Here is a 22,716-nt window from a genome sequence, read left to right as displayed (position 1 = left end):
CCGCGTGACGGTTGGCGCCGGAGGTGGTGCCGACATGAACGCACGCAGTGCACTCGGCAAGTACGGCGAGACGCTGGCCGCACGACGGCTGGTCGAGGCCGGGATGACGGTCCTGGAGCGCAACTGGCGCTGTGGCAGGACCGGCGAGATCGACATCGTGGCGCGGGACGGCGACGTCCTGGTGGTCTGCGAGGTCAAGACACGGCGGGCCGGTGCCTACGAGCACCCGATGGCCGCGGTGACCCCCGAGAAGGCGAAACGCCTGCGCGGCCTCGCCGCGTGCTGGATCCACGCCCACGGAGGGGCGCCACCGGGCGGGGTCCGCATCGACCTGGTGGGCGTGCTCCTGCCCGGCCGCGGCGCACCCGTCGTCGAGCACGCGCGGGGGGTGGTCTGACATGGCGTTCGCCCGTACGTGCTCGGTGGCGCTGGTGGGCGTCGAGGGCGTGGTCGTCGAGGTGCAGGCCGACCTCGAACCCGGAGTCGCCGCGTTCACCCTGGTGGGACTGCCCGACAAGAGCCTGACGGAGAGCAAGGACCGGGTGCGCGCCGCGGTCGTCAACTCAGGGGCGGCCTGGCCGCAGAAGAAGCTGACGGTGGGCCTGAGCCCGGCGTCCGTGCCCAAGAGCGGCAGCGGCTTCGACCTGGCCGTCGCCGCGGCGGTCCTCGGCGCGGCCGAACGGGTCGACCCCCGGGTGCTCGCCGACATCGTGATGATCGGGGAACTGGGACTCGACGGGAGGGTCCGCCCGGTCCGGGGGATCCTGCCCGCGGTGCTCGCGGCGGCGGAGTCGGGGTACGAGCAGGTGGTGGTGCCGGAGTGCGCCGCCGCCGAGGCGTCCCTCGTGCCCGGGGTGTCCGTGCTGGGCGTCCGCAGCCTGCGCCAGCTGATCGCCGTACTCGCGGACGAGCCCGTCCCCGACGAGGAACCGGACGAGCTGGGACGGCCCGATCCGCTCCTGGCCGGTCTGCGGGTGCCGGGCACCGGGGCCGCCACGGGCATGCACAGCGCGGGAGCGGCACATCACGACCCCGGTCACGACCTCGCCGACGTCGTCGGACAGGACGCGGCGCGCACGGCGGTGGAGATCTCCGCGGCGGGCGGACACCACCTCTTCCTCGAAGGGCCGCCGGGCGCGGGCAAGACGATGCTGGCGGAGCGGATGCCCGCGATCCTGCCCCGGCTCAGCCGGCAGGACTCACTGGAGGTCACGGCCGTCCACTCGGTGGCGGGCCTGCTGCCTCCCGGCAAACCCCTCATCGACGTCGCCCCCTACTGCGCCCCGCACCACTCGGCCACGATGCAGGCCCTGGTCGGGGGCGGACCCCACATGGCGCGGCCCGGAGCGGTGTCCCTGTCGCACCGCGGAATTCTCTTCCTCGACGAGACTCCGGAGTTCAGTGGCCAGGCCCTGGACGCGCTGCGGCAGCCACTGGAGTCGGGGTACGTGGTGATCGCCCGCAGCGCGGGCGTGGTGCGGTTCCCGGCGAGGTTCCAGATGGTCCTGGCGGCCAACCCGTGTCCCTGCGGCCGCTTCTCCCAGAAGGACGACTTCTGCGACTGCCCGCCCATGGCGATCCGCCGCTACCAGGCCCGCGTCTCCGGCCCCCTGCTCGACCGGGTGGACCTGCGGGTCACGGTGGACCGCGTCACCCGCGAAGAACTCGGCGCGTACGGGGCGCGCGGCGAGAGCACCGCTACCGTCGCGGACCGGGTGCGGGCCGCCAGGGAGCGGGCGGCGGCACGCCTCGCGGACACTCCCTGGCACACCAACAGCGAGGTCCCCGGCCGTGAACTGCGCAGCCGCTGGCACGCCGTGCGCGGGGCGATGGACGAGGCCGAACGCAGTCTGGAGCGGGGCGCGCTGACCGCGCGCGGGATCGACCGGGTCCTGCGGGTGGCCTGGACGGTCGCGGACCTCAAGGGCCACGACCGGCCCGACGAGACGGACGTGCTCCTCGCCCTGCAACTGCGCACCGGTGTCGCGCGCGGCGCGCTCAGCTCCACCCGGGTGCCGGTATGACCGCCCACGAGGACCCGGGCGACGAGGTCCACGCCCGCGCCTTCCTGGCCCGGGTCGTCGAACCGGGCGACGAGGTGGCCGGCCGGTGGATCCGTGAACTGGGCGCCGTCGAGGTGGCCCGGCGGCTGCGGGACGGGGGACCGCAGCTCGCCGGGGTCACCGACAAACGGTGGGCCGGAGCGTGCGCGCGGGCCGGGTCGGCCGAGCCGGGACGGGACCTGGAGGTCGCGCGGGAGGCCGGGGTGCGCTTCGTGTGCCCCGGCGACACCGAGTGGCCCGCTCAACTCGACGACCTCGGGGACGCGCGGCCCGTCGGACTGTGGGTGCGCGGTCGGCCCAGCCTGCGGATGTGGGCGCTCAAGTCGGTCGCCGTCGTCGGCGCCCGCGCCTGCACCGAGTACGGCGCCCACATGGCAGCCACCCTCGCCGCCGACCTCGCCGAGGACGGCTGGATCGTCGTGTCCGGCGGCGCCTACGGAGTCGACGGCGCCGCACATCGCGGCGCCCTCGGCGCGGGCGGTGCCACCGTCGCCGTGCTCGCCTGCGGAGTGGACCGGCCCTATCCGCGCGGCCACACCGAGTTGATCGGCAGGATCGCCGAACAGGGGCTCGTGGTGGGCGAGTTGCCACCCGGCGAGCATCCGACTCCGAGCAGGTTCATCCTCCGCAACCGGGTGATCGCCGCGCTCACCCGGGGCACCGTGGTGGTCGAGGCCGCGTATCGCAGCGGATCGCTCGTCACGGCCCGGGCGGCGCAGCGGCTGGGGCGCCACACCATGGGCGTGCCCGGCCCGGCCACCAGCGGACTGTCCGCCGGTGTGCACGAACTCCTGCGCGGCGACGCGGTGCTGGTCACCGATGCCGCCGAAGTCGTCGAACTGGTCGGCGGCATGGGCGAACTGGCCCCGGACCGGCGCGGACCGGTGCTCCCGCGCGACCTGTTGGAACCGGCCGCCCGCCGTGTCCTCGCCGCCCTCCCCGGCAACAGGACGGCGGCGGCAGGGGAGATCGCCCGGGGCGCGCAGACCACGGAGGACGACGCGGTCGCGAGACTGTACGAACTCCGAGCACTTGGTTACGTCGAACGACACGGCGACGGCTGGAAGTTGACACGCCAGGCGATGATCTCGGTCCGGCCCGGTCGGGGGCGCCGCTGACCGAGTGTGTTCGGCCGTCCGGGGGAACCCCGACACCCTTGGGAATTCCCGCAGTTGGCGCATTCCAGTGATCACACAGAGCGATCGGGGCGACCCTCCCGCGCACCCTGTCGAACGCGTCCGTGGCCGGTCCGGGCCCTTCCCTTCGCACACCGCGACGCCACAGTCACGCTACGCTCACGGGGATTCCGGCACAGACCGGCCAACAGGCTGGTAACTCCACACCACTCAGACAGCTCACCCAGGCAACCCCACTTCGCAGCAGAACGGCACAAGGCGACGAATGCCCCAGTACACCTCCGGGTCCGACCGGGCGGCGATCCCCCCAGCCGCCCGTGACGGTGGCAGCGTCCGGCCACCCGCTCCCTCGACGCTCGACGAGCTGTGGCGGTCGTACAAGACGACGGGTGATGAGCGGCTGCGTGAGCAGCTGATCCTGCACTACTCGCCGCTCGTGAAGTACGTCGCGGGACGGGTGAGCGTCGGACTGCCGCCCAATGTCGAGCAGGCGGACTTCGTGTCGTCGGGGGTGTTCGGACTGATCGACGCCATCGAGAAGTTCGACATCGAGCGGGAGATCAAGTTCGAGACGTACGCGATCACCCGCATCCGGGGCGCGATGATCGACGAGTTGCGTGCGCTGGACTGGATCCCGCGTTCGGTGCGGCAGAAGGCGCGGAACGTGGAGCGGGCGTACGCCACGCTGGAGGCGCGGCTCAGGCGCACCCCCAGCGAGGGCGAGGTGGCCGCCGAGATGGGCATCGCGGTGGAGGAACTCCACGCCGTTTTCAGCCAGTTGTCGCTGGCCAACGTGGTGGCGCTGGAGGAGCTGCTGCACGCCGGCGGCGAGGGCGGCGACCGGCTCAGCCTGATGGACACCCTGGAGGACACCGCCGCCGACAACCCGGTGGAGGTGGCGGAGGGACGGGAGCTGCGGCGGTTCCTGGCGCGGGCGATCAACACGTTGCCCGAGCGGGAGAAGACCGTCGTCACGCTCTACTACTACGAGGGCCTGACCCTCGCCGAGATCGGCAACGTGCTCGGGGTGACCGAGAGCCGGGTCAGCCAGATCCACACCAAGTCCGTGCTCCAGCTGCGCGCCAAACTGGCCAGTTTCGGCCGTTGAGCGAACGCCGTACCGCGTTCATGACCTCGCAGAATCGTGCCTGCATGGCCCGGGTCACTCCCGCCCGGGGTGGAGCGTCCGTAGAGTGGTTGACGTGCCAAGGATTCGAGCGGCCTCCGTGGCCGAGCACCGGTCGATGCAGCGAGCCGCCCTGCTGGACGCGGCTCGTTCCCTGCTGTCCGAGGGCGGGACGGAGGCGCTGACCTTCCCGGCCCTGGCCGAGCGGACGGGTCTCGCGCGGTCCTCCGTGTACGAGTACTTCCGCTCGCGGGCCGCCGTCGTTGAGGAACTCTGCGAGGTCGACTTCCCCGTCTGGGCGGCGGACGTGTCGGCGGCGATGGAGCGGGCGGACTCGGCGCAGGGCAAGGTCGAGGCGTACGTGCGCCAGCAGCTCGCCCTGGTCGGGGACCGGCGGCACCGGGCCGTCGTCGCCATCTCCGCGAGTGAACTGGACGCCGGGGCGCGGGAGAAGATCCGGGCCGCGCACGGCGGGCTGGTCGCGATGATCGTCGAGGCCCTGGCCGAGATGGGGCACGGAGAGCCGCGACTGGCGGCGATGCTGTTGCAGGGCGTTGTCGACGCGGCTGTGCGGCGGATCGAGCTGGGGGCCGCGGAGGACCCCTCGGTGATCACCGAGGCCGCGGTACGCATGGCCCTGCGGGGCGTGGAGGGCTGAGGGCCGGCGAGCGGGCCGGAGCGGGCCGGCTCCGCCCCCCTGCGGCGGAGCCGCACATCGACGCGGCCCGCCCCGCGCTCCTAAGGAGCGCCGAGCACCGGCAGCAACCGGGACGGCCCCCTGTTCAGCAGCCACGGCGGCAGCAGCTCCAGCGGGTCCAGGTACACCTCCCCTCTCAGCAGGCCCCAGTGCACGCACGACGTCGTACCGCAGTGCGAGCCGGTGAGCTCCACCGTCCCCACCACCCCGCCCGCCTCCACCTCGTCCCCCTTCTTCACCGACGCGGTCACCGGCTCGTAGGTCGTGCGGAGGTCGGTGCCCGTCAGTTCCACCGCGACCACGCCCCGCCCCGCCACCCGCCCCGCGAAGGACACCCGGCCCGGTGCCACCGCCCGCACCGGAGCGCCGGCCGGGGCCGCCAGGTCCACGCCCCGGTGGCCGCGGGCGTAGCGCGTCGCCGGGGGCTCCCAGCCTCGTAGGACCAAGGGGTGGGAGCCGACGGGCCAGGCGCGGGCGACGGCCGGGACCGAGGGGGCGGACGGGACGGACGGGGGCGGGACGCCCGGGTCGGGAGGGGCGTCGTCCGCCCGGGCCGCGCAGGTGAGGAGAACGAGGAAGAGGGCCAGTACCGAGGCGAGTGCCGTGTGCCGGTTTCGTCGTGTTCGCATGGCACAAACCGTGCCGTACCCGTGGCGATCATGGCCGGGACCTGTGGACCGACGAGGGCCTGTGGACAACGGCGTCACCCGGTACCTCGCGGGTCCCGTACACTTCCTTTGGCGATCCGGGTCACCGGGTCGACTTCGCACGCCCCGACATCCGGTCCTCCGTCGAGAGACGAAACCGATGTCAGCGCTCCTCGGTCCTCTGGGCACGCGCACGTGGGCGTCAGGCGCGAGTGCCGTCCCGGCACCCGCGGCACAACCGAGAAAATCAAGGAGAACGGCCATGGCCGTCGTCACGATGCGGGAGCTGCTGGAAAGCGGCGTCCACTTCGGTCACCAGACCCGTCGCTGGAACCCGAAGATGAAGCGCTTCATCTTCACCGAGCGCAACGGCATCTACATCATCGACCTGCTCCAGTCGCTGTCGTACATCGACCGCGCCTACGAGTTCGTCAAGGAGACCGTCGCCCACGGCGGCACGGTCATGTTCGTCGGCACGAAGAAGCAGGCGCAGGAGGCCATCGCCGAGCAGGCCACCCGCGTCGGCATGCCCTACGTCAACCAGCGCTGGCTGGGCGGCATGCTCACCAACTTCTCGACCGTCTACAAGCGCCTCCAGCGTCTGAAGGAGCTTGAGCAGATCGACTTCGAGGACGTCGCCGCGTCCGGTCTCACCAAGAAGGAGCTTCTCGTGCTCTCGCGCGAGAAGGCCAAGCTGGAGAAGACCCTCGGTGGTATCCGCGAGATGTCCAAGGTCCCCAGCGCCGTCTGGATCGTGGACACCAAGAAGGAGCACATCGCGGTCGGCGAGGCCCGGAAGCTCAACATCCCGGTCGTCGCCATCCTCGACACGAACTGCGACCCCGACGAGGTCGACTACAAGATCCCGGGCAACGACGACGCGATCCGCTCCGTCACCCTGCTCACCCGCGTGATCGCCGACGCCGTCGCCGAGGGCCTCATCAGCCGCTCCGGTGTCGCCGCCGAGGCCAAGGGTGACAAGGCCGCCGGCGAGCCGCTCGCCGCCTGGGAGCGCGACCTGCTCGAAGGCGAGAAGAAGGCCGACGAGGCCCCCGCCGCCGACGCCGAGGTCCAGGCCTCCGCCGAGACGGAGAAGGTCGCCGACGCCGAGCAGGCCGAGGCTCCGGTCGCCGTCGAGGAAGCCGCCGCCGAGGCGCCCGCCGCCGAGCAGGCCTGATCCTCCGGCCAACGGCCTGACCTTCCGGGCCAAAGGGCTGAGCCGAAGTGACGGCGGGTGGTGCCGACCGCGCCACCCGCCGTTCACTCGCAGCCCCTAGATCTTCGTAGCCCGTAGATCTTTGGCGGAAGCCCGCTCACCAGGGGGTCGCCGCCGACTTCGAGACTTCGAACTCCGAGAAGAGATTTCCAGATCATGGCGAACTACACCGCCGCCGACGTCAAGAAGCTCCGCGAGCTCACCGGCGCCGGCATGATGGACTGCAAGAAGGCGCTGGACGAGGCCGAGGGCAACGTCGAGAAGGCCGTCGAGGCGCTCCGTATCAAGGGCCAGAAGGGCGTCGCCAAGCGCGAGGGCCGCTCCGCCGAGAACGGCGCCGTGGTCTCCCTCATCGCCGACGACAACACCTCCGGTGTCCTGGTCGAGCTGAAGTGCGAGACGGACTTCGTCGCCAAGGGCGAGAAGTTCCAGGCCGTCGCCGGCCAGATCGCCCAGCACGTCGCCGCCACCGCCCCGGCCGACATCGAGGCGCTGCTCGCGTCCGAGATCGAGCCCGGCAAGACGGTCCAGGCATTCGTCGACGAGGCCAACGCGAACCTGGGCGAGAAGATCGTCCTCGACCGCTTCGCCCAGTACGCCGACGGCTACGTGTCCGCGTACATGCACCGCACGATGCCCGACCTGCCCCCGCAGATCGGTGTCCTCGTCGAGCTGGACAAGCCGAACGCCGAGGTCGCCCGCGGTGTCGCCCAGCACATCGCCGCCTTCGCGCCGAAGTACCTGGCCAAGGACGACGTGCCGGCCGAGGTCGTCGAGTCCGAGCGCCGCATCGCCGAGGAGACCACCCGCGCCGAGGGCAAGCCCGAGGCCGCGATCGCCAAGATCGTCGAGGGTCGCGTCAACGGCTTCTTCAAGGACGCGACGCTGCTCGGTCAGCCGTACGCGCTCGACCCCAAGAAGTCCGTCCAGAAGGTTCTGGACGAGGCGGGTGTCACCCTGAAGCGCTTCACGCGCATCAAGGTCGGCATCTGAGTCCGTACCGCGATCGACGCGCGGCGCCCGGTGGAATCCCGCTAGGGTCGTCAGCAGTCGGCCGGGTACGCCGTCGCGCACGCGCGCGTGGCGGACGACAGCAGATCTGACGAGGAGGCCATTGCCGAGCATGGGTTGCGACAGACACCCCACCGGCAGTGGCCTTCTTCGTGTGTGCGACCACGTAAAAGAGGCGAGAACGTCATGACCACCAAGCCCCAGAAGAGCGACGACGGCAAAGTACGCGGCCGGTTTCTGCTGAAGCTGTCCGGAGAGGCCTTCTCCGGAGGCGGTGGCCTGGGCGTCGACCCCGACGTGGTGCACAAGATCGCCCGCGAGATCGCGGCCGTCGTACGGGACGGCGCGGAGGTCGCCGTCGTCATCGGCGGCGGCAACTTCTTCCGCGGCGCCGAACTCCAGCAGCGCGGCATGGACCGGGCCCGCTCCGACTACATGGGCATGCTCGGCACGGTGATGAACTGCCTCGCCCTCCAGGACTTCCTGGAGAAGGAGGGCATCGACAGCCGCGTCCAGACCGCCATCACCATGGGCCAGGTCGCCGAGCCGTACATCCCGCTGCGCGCCGTGCGCCACCTGGAGAAGGGCCGTGTGGTCATCTTCGGCGCCGGTATGGGCATGCCGTACTTCTCCACCGACACCACCGCCGCCCAGCGCGCCCTGGAGATCAACGCCGAGGCGCTGCTGATGGGCAAGAACGGTGTCGACGGGGTCTACGACTCCGACCCGAAGACCAACCCCGCGGCCGTCAAGTTCGACTCGCTGAGCTACGGCGAGGTCATCACCCAGGACCTCAAGGTCGCCGACATGACCGCCATCACCCTGTGCCGCGACAACAAGCTTCCGATCCTGGTCTTCGAGCTTCTGGCGGAGGGCAATATCGCCCGCGCCGTCAAGGGTGAGAAGATCGGCACGCTTGTGGGTGACCAAGGCAGCCAGGGCTGATGACCCTGACCGGGGGATGGACAATGTCCTGCCGGTCGGGAACCGTGCAGGAAGAAGACGCGACGCAGCCGGCCGCCGACGCCGACACAGCACAGCAGCCGGGCCTACTCAAGACACGCAGGAGCAAGTGGTGATCGAAGAGACCCTCCTCGAAGCCGAGGAGAAGATGGAGAAGGCCGTCGTGGTCGCCAAGGAGGACTTCGCCGCGATCCGCACCGGCCGTGCGCACCCGGCGATGTTCAACAAGATCGTGGCCGACTATTACGGCGCACTGACACCGATCAACCAGCTGGCTTCGTTCTCCGTGCCGGAGCCGCGCATGGCCGTGGTGACCCCGTTCGACAAGAGCGCGCTGCGCAACATCGAGCAGGCGATCCGTGACTCGGACCTCGGCGTCAACCCGAGCAACGACGGCAACATCATCCGTGTGACGTTCCCGGAGCTGACCGGGGAGCGCCGCAAGGAGTACATCAAGGTCGCCAAGACCAAGGCCGAGGACTCCAAGATCTCGATCCGCTCCATCCGCCGCAAGGCCAAGGAAGCGATCGACAAGGCGATCAAGGACGGCGACATCGGCGAGGACGAGGGCCGTCGCGCGGAGAAGGAGCTCGACGACACCACGGCGAAGTACGTCGCCCAGGTGGACGAACTCCTCAAGCACAAGGAAGCGGAGCTGCTAGAGGTCTGATGAACGACTCTTCCTGGGGGGCACCGCCACAAGCCGGGTACTGGGGGCCGTCCGACGAGGGGCCTGTCCAGGGGGCTGCCCCGGCGGGTCCCACGTACGATGCGCCCAAGGCGCAGCAGACTCGCCCCATGCCCATCGTGCCCGACGAGCCCGCATACGGCGGACACCAGGATGACGACCGGGGGGCCGCTCGGCTGAGCGGCCCCTTGTTCCGCGACGAGACGTTCCGCGACGAGACGCGGCAGCCGCCGTACGACGTACGGCAGTCGCCGTCGTACGACCCGCGGACACCGACCTCTGACATGCCGCAGGCGCTCCCCTACGGGGTGGGGCCGCAGAATCCGGAGCCCATGCCCGACGTCCCGCCATCGGCGCCCGCCCCGCAGAAGAAGAGCGCGGGCCGGGACCTGGGTGCGGCCATAGGGGTCGGGGTCGGACTCGGCGCGGTGATCGCCGCGTCCCTGTTCGTCGTCAAGGCCGTGTTCGTCGGCGTGATAGCGGTCGCCGTCGTGGTGGGTCTGTGGGAGCTGACCTCGCGGCTTCAGGAGCGCAAGGGCATCAAGGCGCCCCTCGTGCCCCTCGCGGTCGGCGGTGCGGCGATGGTCGTCGCCGGTTACGTCCGGGGCCCTGAGGGCGCCTGGGTCGCCATGGCGCTCACGGCGCTCGCCGTCCTGGTCTGGCGGATGACGGAACCGCCGGAGGGCTACCTCAAGGACGTCACGGCGGGCGTCTTCGCGGCGTTCTACGTGCCGTTCCTGGCCACGTTCGTCGCCCTGATGCTCACCGCCGACGACGGCGCCTGGCGGGTGCTGACGTTCCTGCTGCTGACCGTCGTCAGCGACACCGGGGCGTACGCCATCGGCTGGCGCTTCGGCAGGCACAAGCTCGCCCCGCGCATCAGCCCCGGCAAGACCCGCGAGGGCCTGTTCGGGGCGGTGTCCTTCGCGATGGTGGCGGGCGCGCTGTGCATGCAGTTCCTGATCGACGACGGCAGCTGGTGGCAGGGCCTCGTCCTGGGCCTCGCGGTCGCGGCCAGCGCCACGCTGGGCGACCTCGGCGAGTCCATGATCAAGCGGGACCTCGGCATCAAGGACATGGGCACGCTGCTGCCGGGTCACGGCGGCATCATGGACCGGCTGGACTCCCTGCTGCCCACGGCTCCCGTGGTGTGGTTGATGTTCGTGCTGTTCGTCGGCTCCGGCTGACCGGCGGGGATACCCGCTGACCTGCGGTTTCGCGGAGGAGGGGCTCGTTGTCCACAGGGCGGCGAGTCCCTCTTCGTATGTCTGCGACACTGGTAGGGCCATGCCTAAGCCCGGAGAACTCACATTCGTCGCCCCGCGCGGAGCCCAGAAGCCGCCGCGGCACCTCGCCGATCTCACGCCCGCCGAGCGCAAGGAAGCCGTCGCGGCGGTCGGCGAGAAGCCGTTTCGCGCCAAGCAGCTCTCGCAGCACTACTTCGCGCGTCTCGCGCACGACCCGGAGCAGTGGACCGACATCCCCGCCGGTTCGCGCGCCAAGCTCCAGGAGGCGCTGCTCCCTGAGCTGATGACGGTCGTACGGCATCTGTCGACCGACCAGGACACCACCCGCAAGACGCTGTGGCGGCTGTTCGACGGGACGCTCGTCGAGTCCGTGCTGATGCGGTACCCGGACCGGGTCACCATGTGCATCAGCTCGCAGGCCGGCTGCGGGATGAACTGCCCGTTCTGCGCGACGGGCCAGGCCGGCCTCGACCGGAACCTCTCCACCGGTGAGATCGTGCACCAGATCGTGGACGGCATGCGCGCGCTGCGCGACGGCGAGATCCCGGGGGGTCCCGCCCGGCTCTCCAACATCGTCTTCATGGGCATGGGCGAGCCCCTCGCCAACTACAAGCGGGTCGTCCAGTCCATCCGTGCCCTCACCGACCCCGAGCCGGACGGCCTCGGCCTCTCGCAGCGCGGGATCACCGTCTCGACGGTCGGACTCGTGCCGGCGATCCACCGTTTCGCGGACGAGGGCTTCAAGTGCCGGCTCGCGATCTCGCTGCACGCGCCGGACGACGACCTGCGCGACACCCTGGTCCCCGTGAACACCCGGTGGAAGGTCCGCGAGGTCCTCGACGCCGGCTGGGAGTACGCGGCGAAGTCCGGGCGCCGGCTGTCCATCGAGTACGCGCTGATCCGGGACATCAACGACCAGGCGTGGCGCGGCGACCGGCTCGGCCGGCTCCTCAAGGGCAAGCCCGTGCACGTCAACCTGATCCCGCTGAACCCGACGCCGGGCTCCAAGTGGACGGCCTCCCGCCCCGAGGACGAGAAGGCGTTCGTCGAGGCCATCGCGGCCCATGGGGTGCCGGTCACCGTCCGGGACACCCGTGGCCAGGAGATCGACGGAGCGTGCGGTCAGCTGGCGGCCACCGAGAGGTAACCTTCACCCGTACCACCTGTACGTACACCTTCATATCCGACAGGGGAGCGCGCAGCGCTGAGAGTGCGGCAATCGGGCCGCAGACCCTCTGAACCTCGCCCAGGTCATTCTGGGTAGGAAGTTCGGTCATCACCGTGAACACCAAGAAGTACTGTGCTGTCCTCGTGGGCCTCGGCCTGGTCACGCTCTCCGCGTGCGGGTCGGGCTCGGACGGCAGCGGCGGCTCCGGCTCCAAGACCGTCACGCTCGTCAGCCACGACTCGTGGGCCGTCTCCAAGAGCGTCCTCAAGGACTTCGAGAAGCAGTCCGGCTACACCGTCAAGGTCCTCAAGGACGGCGACGCCGGACAGGCCGTCAACAAGGCGATCCTGACCAAGGACAACCCCCAGGGAGACGTCTTCTTCGGCGTCGACAACACCCTGCTCTCCCGCGCGCTCGACAACGGCCTCTTCCAGTCCTACGACGCGAAGGGCTCCGCGACCGTCAAACCCGCCTACCGCGTCGACGAGTCCAAGCACCGGGTCACGCCCATCGACACCGGCGACATCTGCGTCAACTACGACAAGGCCTACTTCAGCAAGCACAAGCTGACCCCGCCCACCTCCTTCGCGGACCTGGTCAAGCCCGAGTACAAGAACCTCCTGGTCACCGAGAACGCGGCCACCTCCTCGCCCGGCCTCGGCTTCCTGCTCGGCAGCGCGGCCCAATTCGGGGACGACGGCTGGCAGGCGTACTGGAAGCAGCTCAAGGCCAACGGCGTGAAGGTCGTCGACGGCTGGGAGCAGGCCTACGACCAGGAGTTCTCCGGGTCGGCCGGTGGCAGGAAGGCGGGCGGCGACCGGCCCCTCGTCGTCTCGTACGCTTCCTCGCCGCCCGCCGAGGTCATCTACGGCGACCCGAAGCCGACCACCGCGCCCACCGGGGTGGCGTACGGCACCTGCTTCCGGCAGACCGAGTACGCGGGACTGCTCAGCAACGCGAGGAACACCAAGGGCGGCAAGGCCTTCATCGACTTCCTGCTCACCAAGGAGTTCCAGGAGGACATGCCGCTCAACATGTTCGTCTACCCGGTGATCGAGGGCGCGACCGTGCCGGCCGAGTTCACGAAGTACGGTCCGCAGGCCAAGGACCCCGAGACCATGGCCCCCGCGAAGATCGCCGCCGACCGGGACCAGTGGGTCAAGTCGTGGACCTCGCTCGTACTGAAGTAGCCCCCCGGCGGACCCACCGGGGCAGCGTGACGCGGCTCGGTCTCATGGCCGTGCCCGTCGCGTTCTTCGCGGTGTTCTTCGCCTATCCGGTCGCCGCGATCGTCGCGCGCGGCCTGAAGGTGGACGGCGCCTGGCAGTTGGGCCGCATCGCGGACGTGCTGGCCCAGTCGGACATCCGGCACGTCCTGTGGTTCACCACCTGGCAGGCGCTCGCCTCCACCGCGCTCACGCTGCTCATCGCGCTCCCCGGCGCGTATGTCTTCGCGCGCTTCGACTTCCCGGGCCGGCACGTGCTGCGGGCGGTCGTGACGGTCCCCTTCGTGCTGCCCACGGTCGTCGTCGGTACGGCCTTCCTCGCGCTCGTCGGCCGCGGCGGACTCCTGGACGACCTGTGGGGCGTACGGCTGGACACCACCGTGTGGGCCATCCTGCTCGCGCACGTCTTCTTCAACTACGCGGTCGTCGTCCGGACGGTGGGCGGCCTCTGGGCCCAGCTCGACCCGCGTCAGGAGGAGGCCGCGCGGATGCTCGGCGCCTCCCGGCTGCGGGCCTGGCGGCAGGTGACGCTGCCCGCGCTCGCGCCCGCCGTGGCCGCCGCCGCGCTGATGGTCTTCCTGTTCACCTTCACCTCGTTCGGTGTGGTGCAGATCCTCGGCGGCCCGACCTTCTCGACCCTCGAAGTGGAGATCTACCGCCAGACCTCCGAGATCTTCGACCTCTCCACGGCGGCCGTGCTGACGATCGTCCAGTTCGCCGCGGTGGGCACGATCCTCGCCGTCCACGCCTGGACGGTACGGCGACGGGAGACGGCCCTGCGGCTGGTGGACCCGGCGGTGACCGCACGCCGCCCGCGCGGGGCCGGCCAGTGGTCCCTGCTGGCCGGAGTCCTCGTCTCGATCCTCCTGCTGCTCGTACTGCCGCTCGCGGTGCTGGTCCAACGGTCGCTCGGCACAGCGCACTTCGGCTACTACCGGGCGCTGACCCACGACGACGGCGGCACCTTCCTGGTCCCGCCGATCGCCGCGATCGGCAACTCGCTGGAGTACGCCGTCGCCGCCACCGCCATCGCCGTGCTGATCGGCGGCCTCGCCGCCGCGGCCCTGACCCGGCGCGACGCGGGACGGCTGGTACGCGGCTTCGACGCGCTGCTGATGCTGCCGCTCGGGGTGTCGGCGGTGACGGTCGGCTTCGGCTTCCTGATCTCGCTCGACAAACCCCCGGTGGATCTGCGGAGTTCATGGATCCTGGTGCCGCTCGCGCAGGCGCTGGTCGGTGTCCCCTTCGTCGTACGGACCATGCTGCCCGTGCTGCGGGCGGTGGACGGGCGGCTGCGGGAGGCGGCGGCCGTGCTCGGGGCGTCGCCGTGGCGGGTGTGGCGCGAGGTCGATCTGCCGTTGGTGCGGCGGGCGTTGCTGATCGCCGCCGGGTTCGCGTTCGCGGTGTCGCTGGGGGAGTTCGGGGCGACCGTGTTCATCGCGCGGCCCGACAACCCGACGCTGCCGGTCGCGGTGGCCCGGCTGCTGTCCCGGCCCGGGGATCTCAACTACGGCCAGGCGATGGCCCTTTCGACGATTCTGATGGTGGTGTGCGCGGTGGCCCTGCTGGTCCTTGAGCGGCTGCGCACCGACCGGACGGGGGAGTTCTAGATGCCGTCGGACCTGCTGCTGGGCCTTGAGGACGCGACCGTACGGTTCGGCGGGCGCCCGGTGCTGGACGCCGTCGACCTGGGTGTCGCCGAGCACGAGATCGTGTGTGTGCTCGGGCCGAGCGGCAGCGGCAAGTCGACGCTGCTGCGGGCGGTGGCCGGGCTGCAAGCCCTGGACTCCGGGCGGGTGCTGCTCGACGGACACGACCAGGCCGGGGTGCCCGCGCACCGGCGCGGGGTGGGTCTGATGTTCCAGGACCATCAGCTGTTCCCGCAGCGGGACGTGGCCGGCAACGTGGCCTTCGGACTGCGGATGCGCGGCGCGTCGAAGGGACAACAGAAGGACCAGGTGGGGGAGTTGCTCGACCTGGTCGGACTGCCGGGTGCCGCCCGGCGGGCCGTCGCCGGGCTGTCCGGCGGTGAGCAGCAGCGGGTCGCGCTCGCCCGCGCTCTCGCGCCCCGCCCCCGGCTCCTCATGCTCGACGAACCGCTCGGCCAGCTCGACCGGTCGCTGCGGGAGCGGCTGGTCGTCGAACTCCGGGAGCTGTTCGGGGTGTTGGGCACGACCGTGCTGGCGGTCACGCACGACCAGGGCGAGGCGTTCGCGCTGGCCGACCGGGTCGTGGTGATGCGGGACGGGCGGATCGCCCAGTCCGGTACGCCACTTGAGGTCTGGCAGCGCCCCGCCGACGAGTTCGTGGCCCGTTTCCTCGGCTTCGACAACGTGGTCGCGGCGACCGTCACGGGCGAGGCCGCGGACACCCCCTGGGGCAAGGTGCCGGTCCCCGAGGCGGCCCCTCAGGGCTCCCGCACACTCCTCGTACGCCCGGCGGGCGTACGCCTGTTGCCCGCCGACGAGGGCCTGCGCTGCACGGTCGCCGCGCGCACCTTCCGGGGCACCCATGTCGCCGTGCGACTCCAGCCGGAGGGCGCGCCGCGCCTGGAGGCGGCGTGCGCGCTGCGGGCGGCGCCGGAGGTCGGGGACACGGTCGGGGTGGAGTTCGACGCGGCCGAGACCGTCGTACTCGACGGCTGAGGGCCGGGCGGACATGCGTGTGGCCCGCCCCCACGAACCGGGCGGGCCACAACAGTGGTTCGATCAGCGGCCGTTGGCCGCACCGCGGCGACGCATGCCGTAGTAGACGGCTCCGCCGCCCACGAGGACGAACGCGCCCGCGATACCGGCGATCATGCCGGTGTTGGAGTTGGCACCGGTCTCGGCGAGGTTCGAGGTACCGGCCGCCGGGGACGGCTCGTTGTCCGTCGTCGTCGCGGGAGCGGTGCTGCTGCTCTCCGAGGCGGACGGGGTCGGGGTGTCGGACTCGGCCGGGGTGGTGGCGGTCTCCGACGGGGTCGGGGAGGCCTCGGTCGGGGTCGGGGTGGGCGACTCCGACTGGCAGGCCTTGGACGGGGTGGTCAGGTTCGGGGAGATGTTCTTGTTGAGGCCGTTGGTGGCCGTGACGTGGACGCGGTACGTCGCGTTCGGCTGCCAGTCCTCGGAGAAGGTGACGGTTTCACCCTTGGCGGAGCCCTTGACGGTCTGAGCGTCGCCGACCTGCCTGGCGTCGGAACCGTTGTTCTCCAGGAACACCGTGATGGTCGCCTCGGTGGCCGAGGCGTCCTTGTCGGTGACGATGATGACGCCCTTGGCGCCGTCACACGTGGCTTCGGCGGAGAACTCGCTGATGTTGCAGGCGAGCGCGTTGCCCGCGAAGCCGAGCGCGAGTGCGGCCGAGGCGGACGCGACACCGAGGATGCGTACGGTACGTCGAGATATGGACACGTTTGCCCTTCACGGGATGTGCAACTGCGGGGGGTTCAGGGGGAGATGGAGCGGTATGCGGGGTGAGGCACCACCACCCCCAGGCGTCTCACTGGTCTATAAGTGCTGCGTAAGCAGTGTCAATGCATATGCGATGTACAGCAGTTGGCTTTACCTGCCCTTTAATCAGAGAGACGTTTCAGCGCCTCCGGAGCCTCCTCGATCCGGTCAACGAGGGCGATACGGGCCGCCATCGGCCGTTCCCGGGCAAGTGCGCGCAGCAGCGGCCAGGCCGGCAGCCGCTCCGTCCAGTGCTCCCGGTCCACCAGCACCATCGGCGTGGGCTCCCCGCGCGACCCGTAGTAGTTCGGTGTCGCGTTGTCGAAGATCTCCTGTACGGTCCCGGCCGCGCCCGGCAGGAACACCACCCCCGCGTTGGAGCGGGCCAACAGACCGTCCTCGCGGGTGGCGTTGGCGAAGTACTTGGCGATGTGCGAGGCGAAGGCGTTCGGCGGCTCGTGGCCGTAGAACCAGGTGGGGATGCCCACCGAGTGGTTGCCCTCGGGCCAGCGCTCGCGGACCTGGAAGGCGAGTTCGGCCCACGCGGTGACGGAGGGGCTGAACGACGGCGCGGCGGCGAGGAGTTCGCAGGCCTTGTCCAGCATCGCGTCCTCGTACGGCGCCGCGTACGCACCCAGGTTGGCCGCCTCCATCGCGCCGGGACCGCCGCCGGTCGCCACCGTGAACCCCGAGCGGCTCAACTCCCGGCCCAGGCGCGCGGCACCGCCGTAGGCCTCCGTCCCGCGCGCCGTCGCGTGGCCGCCCATGATGCCCACCACCCGTGCCCCGCGCAGGAGTTCGTCGAGGGCGTCGGAGATCGAGTCGTCGTGGACGGCGCGCAGCATCGAGGCGTAAATGTCGCCGTCCGCCTTGGTCCGCTGGAACCAGTCGTACGCGAGCGCGTCCGGCGTCCCCTCGTAGCCCTGGTCGAGCGAGGCGAACAGCTCGGCCGGCGTGTAGAGACGACCGCGGTAGGGGTCGAAGGGCAGATGCGGGACCGGCGGGAAGACCAGCGCGCCGTCGGCCCGCACCTTCGCGACGGCCTCGTCGCGCATCGCGCAGCCGAGGAAGACGGCGCCCGAGGTGTCGGTGCCGAGCAACTCCTTTGTACGGTCCGTCAGATCGACGGCCTGGACGCGATGCCCACCGAGTGAGCCGCGCGCCGCGACCACCTCGTCGAACTCGGCGAGGGACTCGATCTCACGGTCACCGGAGGCGGGGGGAAGGGTGGGCAGCACGCGCCCATGCTAGGTCGTGGCGGCGAAGTCCCTTTCTCCGCCGCCAGCATCGTCCGCCGGTGGGCCCGGCGGTCGACGAACACCCCGGCCGCCGGACCGGCCGGCAGCGTGCCCGCGGCGACCGCCGCGATCAGCCCTGGACCGCCGCCGGGTCCATCCACACGACCTCCCAGGAGTGGCCGTCGAGGTCGTCGAAGGAGCGGCCGTACATGAAGCCCTGGTCGATGGCGTCCGTGCTGCCCGTGGCGCCGGCGGCGAAGGCCTTGTCGACCAGCTCGTCGACCTTCTCGCGGCTCTCGGCGCTCAGACACAGCAGGACCTCGCTGGTCGTCGTCGAGTCGGCGATCTCCTTCTTGGTGAAGTCGCGGTACCGCCCCTTGCTGAGCAGCATCGCGACGATCGTGTCACTGATCACGACACACGCGCACTCCTCGGTGCTGAACTGCGGGTTGATCGAGTAGCCCAGCTCCGTGAAGAACTTCCTCGACGCGTCGACGTCGTTCACGGCCAGGTTCACGAAGATCATCTGCTGATACATGCGGGGTCTCTCCCATCGGGCGTGTGTGCTGTTCGGTGGGTAGACCGGCCGTCCGTGCGAAACTCATCGGCCGGCCAGCGGGAGCGCCGCCAGCTCGGCCACGGACAGGGTCAGCGGGAGGAACAGGGCCAGCAGCGCGCCCGCCCGCAGGGCCGCCGCGCTGCGCAGCATCGTGGCGGGGGCGCCCAGGCGGAGCAGCGCGGCCGTGGTGTCGGCGCGGGCGTGCTTGGCCTCCAGCGCGGCGGTGAACAGGGTCGCCACCGTGCAGCCGGTGACCAGGAGCAGGCCGAGGGTGGTCAGGGGGCCGAAGGCCGGGGCGTCCGCGTCGTAGAGCGCCGTCATCGCGAAGCCGCCGGAGGCCACCGCGCACACCACGCCCAGCGGGCGGCCGATCCGGGTCGCCTCCTCCATCAGGACCCGGCCGGCCAGCAGCCGGAGCGCGCCGGGGCTGACGGACTGGAGCAGCCGGCCGCAGAGGTGGGTGAGTCCGGGGCCCGCCAGCGCGAGGCCGATCGCGGTCAGCACCCAGCCGGCCAGGACGCTCGCCGGGCCGTCGGAGAGTCCGCCGGGCAGGGACAGCCCGCCGGCGTCCCGCATCCGGTTCGCGTACGCCTCCACCGCGAGCCCGGCAGCCAGGACCGCGATGCCCCAGGGGAGGCCACGCGGGGCTTCCCGGGGAGCGGCCGGGCGCGAGGGGTCGGGGTGGTCGCCGGGGGCGCCGCCGCTCGTGGCCGCCAACTGCTCGGCCTGTACCGGCTGTTCGGCCGGTTCGGGCTCCCGCCCGCCGGCCCGGCCCGCGCCGCGCAGGTGCGCGCCGAAGCGGCCGTACGCCCCGAAGGTCTCGCGGGACGCCGGGCGGCCCTGCGCGCCGAAGCGGCCGTAGGACCGTGCCGGGCCCTGTTCCGAGGCGGGGCGGAGGTCGCGGGGGCGCAGGGTGAGGGCCACCGCGACGGAGGCGGTCACCGGGACGAGGGCGAGGAGGGTCAGTGCGGCGGGGAGGGGGAGCGGCTGGTCCGAGGCGAGGAACTCGGCCGCCGCGCCGTCGAAGGGCATGCCGGTGAGGTCGCCGCGCAGGTGCAGGAAGAAGAGGAGCGCCAGCATGGAACCGAGGGTGCAGGCCAGCGCGGTGGTGGTCGCCGAGATGGCCATCAGGCGGCCGGGGCCGAGGCCGATCGCGGAGAGGCCGGGGCGGGGTCTGGTCGCCGGGTCGGTGCGGGAGACGGCCACCGCGAAGTAGACGGTGGCGGCCAGCGGGGTCAGGCACCAGCCGAGGCGCAGGGCCGAGGCGGCGGGGGAGTCGGGGTGGCTCATCGCGTAGCCGAGGGTGCACAGCAGGAGGAAGCCCGTGCCCGCCGAGGCCACCGCGACCAGCAGACGGCGCAGTTGGACGGCGGGGTGCGAGCCGCGGGTCAGACGGAGAGCGAGCACGCGGCCCGGCCTTCCGTCTCGGTGACCGGGGGGAGGTGGACGGTGTTGACCCGGCGTCCGTCCAGGAGCGACACCGTGCGGTCCGCGAGGGCCGCGGTCTCCGTCTCGTGGGTGGCGAGGACGACCGTGATGCCGTGCGAGCGGGCCGCCGTGGTGAGCGTGCGCAGGACGTGGGCGCGGTCGGCGCGGTGCAGCGGGGCGGTCGGCTCGTCGGCGAACAGGACCGTCGGCGCCGGGGCCAGCGCGCGGGCGATGGAGACGCGCTGGCGCTCCGCCTGGCGCAGTTCGTGCGGGCGCTTGCGGGCGTGCTCGCCGATGTCGAGGCGGTCCAGCCACTCCAGTGCGGCGGTCTTCGCGCGGCGGCGGCTGGTGCCGCGCAGCATCAGGGGCAGGGCCGCGTTCTCCCAGACGTTCAGCTCGGGGACGAGCACGGGCGCCGGGTCGATCCAGCCGAAGCGGTCGCGGCGCAGCCGTTCGCGGGTCATCGGGCCCATGGTGTGCACGGGCACGCTGTTGAACCAGACCTCGCCCTGGCCGGGGCGCTCCAGTCCCGAGAGGCAGCGCAGCAGGGTCGTCTTGCCGCTGCCGCGCGGGCCGCAGACGGCGAGGATCTCGCCCTCCCGGACACCGAGCGAGACACCGCCGAGGGCGGGTGTTCCGTCGTGGTGCTGGAAGTGCAGGGCACGTGCCCAGAGCACGTCGTTGTCCGGCGGGGCCACCATGCGCGTACACCTCGTTCTGATCCGTTTTCCCGTGTCGCATCCCCCGTCCGGGGGAACGAAGAGGGGGCCGATCGGTCACTGGCACGCTAAGGAGCGGTCTGCGGGAGCCCGGACAGCACACGGCCCCGGGCCGCCGTTTCTCACTCGAACGGCGGCCCGGGGCCGGTGTTGATCATCCAGGCGGAAGATCCCTCTGAACGATCAGAGCTTTGTCCAGGCCTCCGTCAGCACCTGGCGGACGATGGACTCGATCTCGTCGAAGGTGGACTGGTCGGAGACCAGCGGCGGCGACAGCTGGATGACCGGGTCACCGCGGTCGTCGGCGCGGCAGTAGAGGCCGTACTCGAAGAGCTTCTTGGAGACGAAGCCGTAGAGCACGCGCTCCGACTCCTCGTCCGTGAAGGTCTCCTTGGTGGCCTTGTCCTTGACCAGCTCGATGCCGTAGAAGAAGCCGTTGCCGCGGACGTCGCCGACGATCGGGAGGTCATGCAGCTTCTGGAGGGTCTGGAGGAAGTTCGCCTCGTTGTCGAGGACGTGCTGGTTGAGGTTCTCGCGCTCGAAGATGTCGAGGTTGGCGAGGCCGACCGCGGCGGAGACCGGGTGGCCGCCGAAGGTGTAGCCGTGCAGGAAGGTGTTGTCGCCCTTGTAGAAGGGCTCGGCGATCCGGTCGGAGACGATGCACGCGCCGATCGGGGAGTAGCCCGAGGTCATTCCCTTGGCGCAGGTGATCATGTCCGGTACGTAGCCGAACTTGTCGCAGGCGAACATCGTGCCCAGGCGGCCGAAGGCGCAGATGACCTCGTCGGAGACCAGGAGGACGTCGTACTGGTCGCAGATCTCGCGGACCCGCTGGAAGTAGCCGGGCGGGGGCGGGAAGCAGCCGCCCGCGTTCTGCACGGGCTCCAGGAAGACCGCGGCGACCGTCTCCGGGCCCTCGAACAGGATCTGCTGCTCGATCTGGTCGGCGGCCCAGCGGCCGAAGGCCTCCGGGTCGTCGCCGTGGATCGGGGCGCGGTAGATGTTGGTGTTCGGGACCTTGTGCGCGCCGGGGACCAGGGGCTCGAAGGGTGCCTTCAGCGCCGGCAGGCCGGTGATGGACAGGGCGCCCTGCGGGGTGCCGTGGTAGGCGACCGCGCGCGAGATGACCTTGTACTTGGTGTGCTTGCCCTGGAGCTTGAAGTACTGCTTGGCGAGCTTCCAGGCGGTCTCGACGGCCTCGCCGCCGCCGGTGGTGAAGAAGACCTTGTTCAGGTCGCCGGGCGCGTGGTGGGCGAGACGCTCCGCCAGCTCGACGGCCTTGGGGTGGGCGTACGACCAGATGGGGAAGAAGGCCAGCTCCCGCGCCTGCTTGGCGGCGGTCTCGGCCAGTTCGGCGCGGCCGTGACCGGCCTGGACCACGAACAGCCCCGCGAGACCGTCGAGGTAGCGCTTGCCCTGGTCGTCGTAGATGTAGGTGCCCTCGCCACGGACGATCGTGGGAACGGGCGCGTTCTCGTACGAGGACATGCGGGTGAAGTGCATCCACAGGTGGTCGTACGCGGTGCGGCTGAGGTCCTTGCTCACGGTTATCGGGTTCCCCACATGTAGGTCTGCTTCTTGAGCTTCAGATAAACGAAGCTCTCGGTGGAGCGCACGCCGGGCAGCGCCCGAATGCGTTTGTTGATGACGTCCAGCAGGTGGTCGTCGTCCTCGCAGACGATCTCGGCGAGGAGGTCGTACGAGCCCGCGGTCATCACCACGTACTCCACTTCCGGCATGGCCGTCAGCGCGTCCGCCACGTTCTCGACATCGCCCTCGACGTTCACCCCGACCATCGCCTGTCTGCGGAAGCCCACGGTGAGCGGGTCCGTGACGGCGACGATCTGCATGACGCCCTGGTCCAGCAGCTTCTGGACGCGCTGGCGCACGGCCGCCTCGGAGAGGCCGACCGCCTTGCCGATCGCGGCGTACGGCCGGCGGCCGTCCTCCTGGAGCTGCTCGATGATGGCGAGGGAGACGGAATCCAGATGCGGAGTCCCGTTCCTGGACTCGCGGGAGTCCCTGTGTTCTGCGCTACGACTGGCCACGGCTTCACTGTGCACGACGTCTCGACCGTTCCGCAAGGCCGCTTCGATGAAATTCGTTGTTTACGTGGTCGAGACTTGCGGATTTCGTAGTCTTGATGCGATCAG

The 22,716-nt window shown here is 70.9% G+C and carries 22 protein-coding genes and 1 riboswitch; of the genes, 14 read left to right on the top strand and 8 right to left on the bottom strand.

Annotated elements, in window-relative coordinates; all coding sequences use genetic code 11:
• The first annotated feature begins 34 nt into the window (after nucleotides 1-34).
• From ACIQPR_RS36925 to ACIQPR_RS36905, 5 genes are all read left to right on the top strand, one after another.
• Nucleotides 35-397, top strand: a complete 363-nt coding sequence (locus ACIQPR_RS36925) for a YraN family protein (protein ID WP_403657661.1) — start codon at nucleotides 35-37, stop codon at nucleotides 395-397.
• A 1-nt stretch (nucleotide 398) separates the two neighbouring features.
• Complete coding sequence (locus ACIQPR_RS36920; protein ID WP_403657658.1) at nucleotides 399-2,024, top strand: YifB family Mg chelatase-like AAA ATPase; 1,626 nt, start codon at nucleotides 399-401, stop codon at nucleotides 2,022-2,024.
• Nucleotides 2,021-3,181: a DNA-processing protein DprA gene (gene dprA / locus ACIQPR_RS36915; RefSeq protein WP_403657655.1), complete on the top strand. Its 1,161-nt coding sequence runs from the start codon at nucleotides 2,021-2,023 to the stop codon at nucleotides 3,179-3,181. The genes ACIQPR_RS36920 and dprA overlap by 4 nt, the downstream gene beginning before the upstream one ends.
• A 283-nt stretch (nucleotides 3,182-3,464) precedes the next feature.
• Nucleotides 3,465-4,307, top strand: coding sequence for an RNA polymerase sigma factor WhiG (gene whiG, locus ACIQPR_RS36910; protein ID WP_403657652.1), 843 nt, complete (start codon nucleotides 3,465-3,467; stop codon nucleotides 4,305-4,307).
• A gap of 118 nt (nucleotides 4,308-4,425) precedes the next feature.
• On the top strand, nucleotides 4,426-4,983 hold the full coding sequence (locus ACIQPR_RS36905; RefSeq protein ID WP_403658163.1) for a TetR/AcrR family transcriptional regulator: 558 nt from the start codon (nucleotides 4,426-4,428) through the stop codon (nucleotides 4,981-4,983).
• A gap of 80 nt (nucleotides 4,984-5,063) precedes the next feature.
• On the opposite strand, the gene ACIQPR_RS36900 is transcribed toward ACIQPR_RS36905, so the two are convergent.
• Complete coding sequence (locus ACIQPR_RS36900; RefSeq protein ID WP_403657649.1) at nucleotides 5,064-5,651, bottom strand: murein hydrolase activator EnvC family protein; 588 nt, start codon at nucleotides 5,649-5,651, stop codon at nucleotides 5,064-5,066.
• Nucleotides 5,652-5,931: 280 nt separating this feature from the next.
• On the opposite strand from ACIQPR_RS36900, the gene rpsB reads away from it, so the two are divergent.
• From rpsB to ACIQPR_RS36855, 9 genes are all read left to right on the top strand, one after another.
• The gene (gene rpsB, locus ACIQPR_RS36895) at nucleotides 5,932-6,846 is read left to right on the top strand and encodes a 30S ribosomal protein S2 (protein ID WP_403657646.1); all 915 of its coding nucleotides are present in this window, start codon (nucleotides 5,932-5,934) and stop codon (nucleotides 6,844-6,846) included.
• 195 nt (nucleotides 6,847-7,041) lie between these two features.
• Complete coding sequence (gene tsf, locus ACIQPR_RS36890; RefSeq protein WP_403657643.1) at nucleotides 7,042-7,878, top strand: translation elongation factor Ts; 837 nt, start codon at nucleotides 7,042-7,044, stop codon at nucleotides 7,876-7,878.
• Nucleotides 7,879-8,082: 204 nt separating this feature from the next.
• Complete coding sequence (pyrH, locus tag ACIQPR_RS36885; protein WP_403657640.1) at nucleotides 8,083-8,841, top strand: UMP kinase; 759 nt, start codon at nucleotides 8,083-8,085, stop codon at nucleotides 8,839-8,841.
• A 130-nt stretch (nucleotides 8,842-8,971) separates the two neighbouring features.
• The gene (frr, locus tag ACIQPR_RS36880; RefSeq protein ID WP_200716139.1) at nucleotides 8,972-9,529 is read left to right on the top strand and encodes a ribosome recycling factor; all 558 of its coding nucleotides are present in this window, start codon (nucleotides 8,972-8,974) and stop codon (nucleotides 9,527-9,529) included.
• On the top strand, nucleotides 9,529-10,734 hold the full coding sequence (locus ACIQPR_RS36875) for a phosphatidate cytidylyltransferase (RefSeq protein ID WP_403657636.1): 1,206 nt from the start codon (nucleotides 9,529-9,531) through the stop codon (nucleotides 10,732-10,734). The genes frr and ACIQPR_RS36875 overlap by 1 nt, the downstream gene beginning before the upstream one ends.
• Before the next feature lie 100 nt (nucleotides 10,735-10,834).
• Entirely contained in the window at nucleotides 10,835-11,941 is a 1,107-nt protein-coding gene (rlmN, locus tag ACIQPR_RS36870) for a 23S rRNA (adenine(2503)-C(2))-methyltransferase RlmN (protein ID WP_403657633.1), read from the top strand.
• A gap of 31 nt (nucleotides 11,942-11,972) precedes the next feature.
• Nucleotides 11,973-12,079, top strand: a riboswitch (TPP riboswitch).
• Nucleotides 12,076-13,152 carry a thiamine ABC transporter substrate binding subunit gene (locus tag ACIQPR_RS36865; protein WP_403657630.1) on the top strand — a complete coding sequence of 359 codons (1,077 nt, stop codon included), beginning with the start codon at nucleotides 12,076-12,078 and terminating at the stop codon, nucleotides 13,150-13,152. Its footprint overlaps the riboswitch before it by 4 nt.
• Nucleotides 13,153-13,196: 44 nt before the next feature.
• The gene (locus tag ACIQPR_RS36860) at nucleotides 13,197-14,798 is read left to right on the top strand and encodes an ABC transporter permease (RefSeq protein ID WP_403657627.1); all 1,602 of its coding nucleotides are present in this window, start codon (nucleotides 13,197-13,199) and stop codon (nucleotides 14,796-14,798) included.
• Nucleotides 14,799-15,833 (top strand): ABC transporter ATP-binding protein, encoded by a 1,035-nt coding sequence (locus ACIQPR_RS36855; protein WP_403657624.1) that lies wholly within the window; start codon nucleotides 14,799-14,801, stop codon nucleotides 15,831-15,833.
• A 63-nt stretch (nucleotides 15,834-15,896) separates the two neighbouring features.
• On the opposite strand, the gene ACIQPR_RS36850 is transcribed toward ACIQPR_RS36855, so the two are convergent.
• From ACIQPR_RS36850 to ACIQPR_RS36820, 7 genes are all read right to left on the bottom strand, one after another.
• The gene (locus tag ACIQPR_RS36850; RefSeq protein WP_403657621.1) at nucleotides 15,897-16,580 is read right to left on the bottom strand and encodes an LAETG motif-containing sortase-dependent surface protein; all 684 of its coding nucleotides are present in this window, start codon (nucleotides 16,578-16,580) and stop codon (nucleotides 15,897-15,899) included.
• A gap of 161 nt (nucleotides 16,581-16,741) precedes the next feature.
• Nucleotides 16,742-17,857, bottom strand: coding sequence for an LOG family protein (locus tag ACIQPR_RS36845; protein ID WP_403657618.1), 1,116 nt, complete (start codon nucleotides 17,855-17,857; stop codon nucleotides 16,742-16,744).
• Nucleotides 17,858-17,987: 130 nt separating this feature from the next.
• Entirely contained in the window at nucleotides 17,988-18,395 is a 408-nt protein-coding gene (locus ACIQPR_RS36840; RefSeq protein WP_403657615.1) for a VOC family protein, read from the bottom strand.
• A gap of 63 nt (nucleotides 18,396-18,458) precedes the next feature.
• Nucleotides 18,459-19,823 (bottom strand): hypothetical protein, encoded by a 1,365-nt coding sequence (locus tag ACIQPR_RS36835; RefSeq protein WP_403657613.1) that lies wholly within the window; start codon nucleotides 19,821-19,823, stop codon nucleotides 18,459-18,461.
• Complete coding sequence (locus ACIQPR_RS36830) at nucleotides 19,805-20,545, bottom strand: ABC transporter ATP-binding protein (protein WP_403657610.1); 741 nt, start codon at nucleotides 20,543-20,545, stop codon at nucleotides 19,805-19,807. Before ACIQPR_RS36830 ends, ACIQPR_RS36835 begins: the two co-directional genes overlap by 19 nt.
• Nucleotides 20,546-20,746: 201 nt before the next feature.
• Nucleotides 20,747-22,126 carry an aspartate aminotransferase family protein gene (locus tag ACIQPR_RS36825; protein WP_403657607.1) on the bottom strand — a complete coding sequence of 460 codons (1,380 nt, stop codon included), beginning with the start codon at nucleotides 22,124-22,126 and terminating at the stop codon, nucleotides 20,747-20,749.
• Nucleotides 22,111-22,626 (bottom strand): Lrp/AsnC family transcriptional regulator, encoded by a 516-nt coding sequence (locus ACIQPR_RS36820; protein WP_026178557.1) that lies wholly within the window; start codon nucleotides 22,624-22,626, stop codon nucleotides 22,111-22,113. Before ACIQPR_RS36820 ends, ACIQPR_RS36825 begins: the two co-directional genes overlap by 16 nt.
• Between the last annotated feature and the right edge of the window lie 90 nt (nucleotides 22,627-22,716).

The organism is Streptomyces sp. NPDC091280, assembly GCF_044768565.1.
Taxonomy (GTDB): Bacteria; Actinomycetota; Actinomycetes; order Streptomycetales; family Streptomycetaceae; genus Streptomyces.
The sequence above is the reverse complement of the archived record's forward strand: the minus strand, read 5'-3'. Positions and strand labels throughout refer to the sequence as shown.

What these genes read in the sequence shown, in the direction of transcription:
- ACIQPR_RS36860 (WP_403657627.1), top strand. Translation starts at nt 13,197, where the DNA reads ATGGCCGTGCCCGTCGCGTTCTTCGCGGTGTTCTTCGCCTATCCGGTC.
- ACIQPR_RS36840 (WP_403657615.1), bottom strand. Translation starts at nt 18,395, where the DNA reads ATGTATCAGCAGATGATCTTCGTGAACCTGGCCGTGAACGACGTCGAC.
- ACIQPR_RS36920 (WP_403657658.1), top strand. Translation starts at nt 399, where the DNA reads ATGGCGTTCGCCCGTACGTGCTCGGTGGCGCTGGTGGGCGTCGAGGGC.
- dprA (WP_403657655.1), top strand. Translation starts at nt 2,021, where the DNA reads ATGACCGCCCACGAGGACCCGGGCGACGAGGTCCACGCCCGCGCCTTC.
- ACIQPR_RS36830 (WP_403657610.1), bottom strand. Translation starts at nt 20,545, where the DNA reads ATGGTGGCCCCGCCGGACAACGACGTGCTCTGGGCACGTGCCCTGCAC.
- whiG (WP_403657652.1), top strand. Translation starts at nt 3,465, where the DNA reads ATGCCCCAGTACACCTCCGGGTCCGACCGGGCGGCGATCCCCCCAGCC.
- tsf (WP_403657643.1), top strand. Translation starts at nt 7,042, where the DNA reads ATGGCGAACTACACCGCCGCCGACGTCAAGAAGCTCCGCGAGCTCACC.
- ACIQPR_RS36855 (WP_403657624.1), top strand. Translation starts at nt 14,799, where the DNA reads ATGCCGTCGGACCTGCTGCTGGGCCTTGAGGACGCGACCGTACGGTTC.
- ACIQPR_RS36925 (WP_403657661.1), top strand. Translation starts at nt 35, where the DNA reads ATGAACGCACGCAGTGCACTCGGCAAGTACGGCGAGACGCTGGCCGCA.
- pyrH (WP_403657640.1), top strand. Translation starts at nt 8,083, where the DNA reads ATGACCACCAAGCCCCAGAAGAGCGACGACGGCAAAGTACGCGGCCGG.
- rpsB (WP_403657646.1), top strand. Translation starts at nt 5,932, where the DNA reads ATGGCCGTCGTCACGATGCGGGAGCTGCTGGAAAGCGGCGTCCACTTC.
- rlmN (WP_403657633.1), top strand. Translation starts at nt 10,835, where the DNA reads ATGCCTAAGCCCGGAGAACTCACATTCGTCGCCCCGCGCGGAGCCCAG.
- ACIQPR_RS36900 (WP_403657649.1), bottom strand. Translation starts at nt 5,651, where the DNA reads ATGCGAACACGACGAAACCGGCACACGGCACTCGCCTCGGTACTGGCC.
- ACIQPR_RS36875 (WP_403657636.1), top strand. Translation starts at nt 9,529, where the DNA reads ATGAACGACTCTTCCTGGGGGGCACCGCCACAAGCCGGGTACTGGGGG.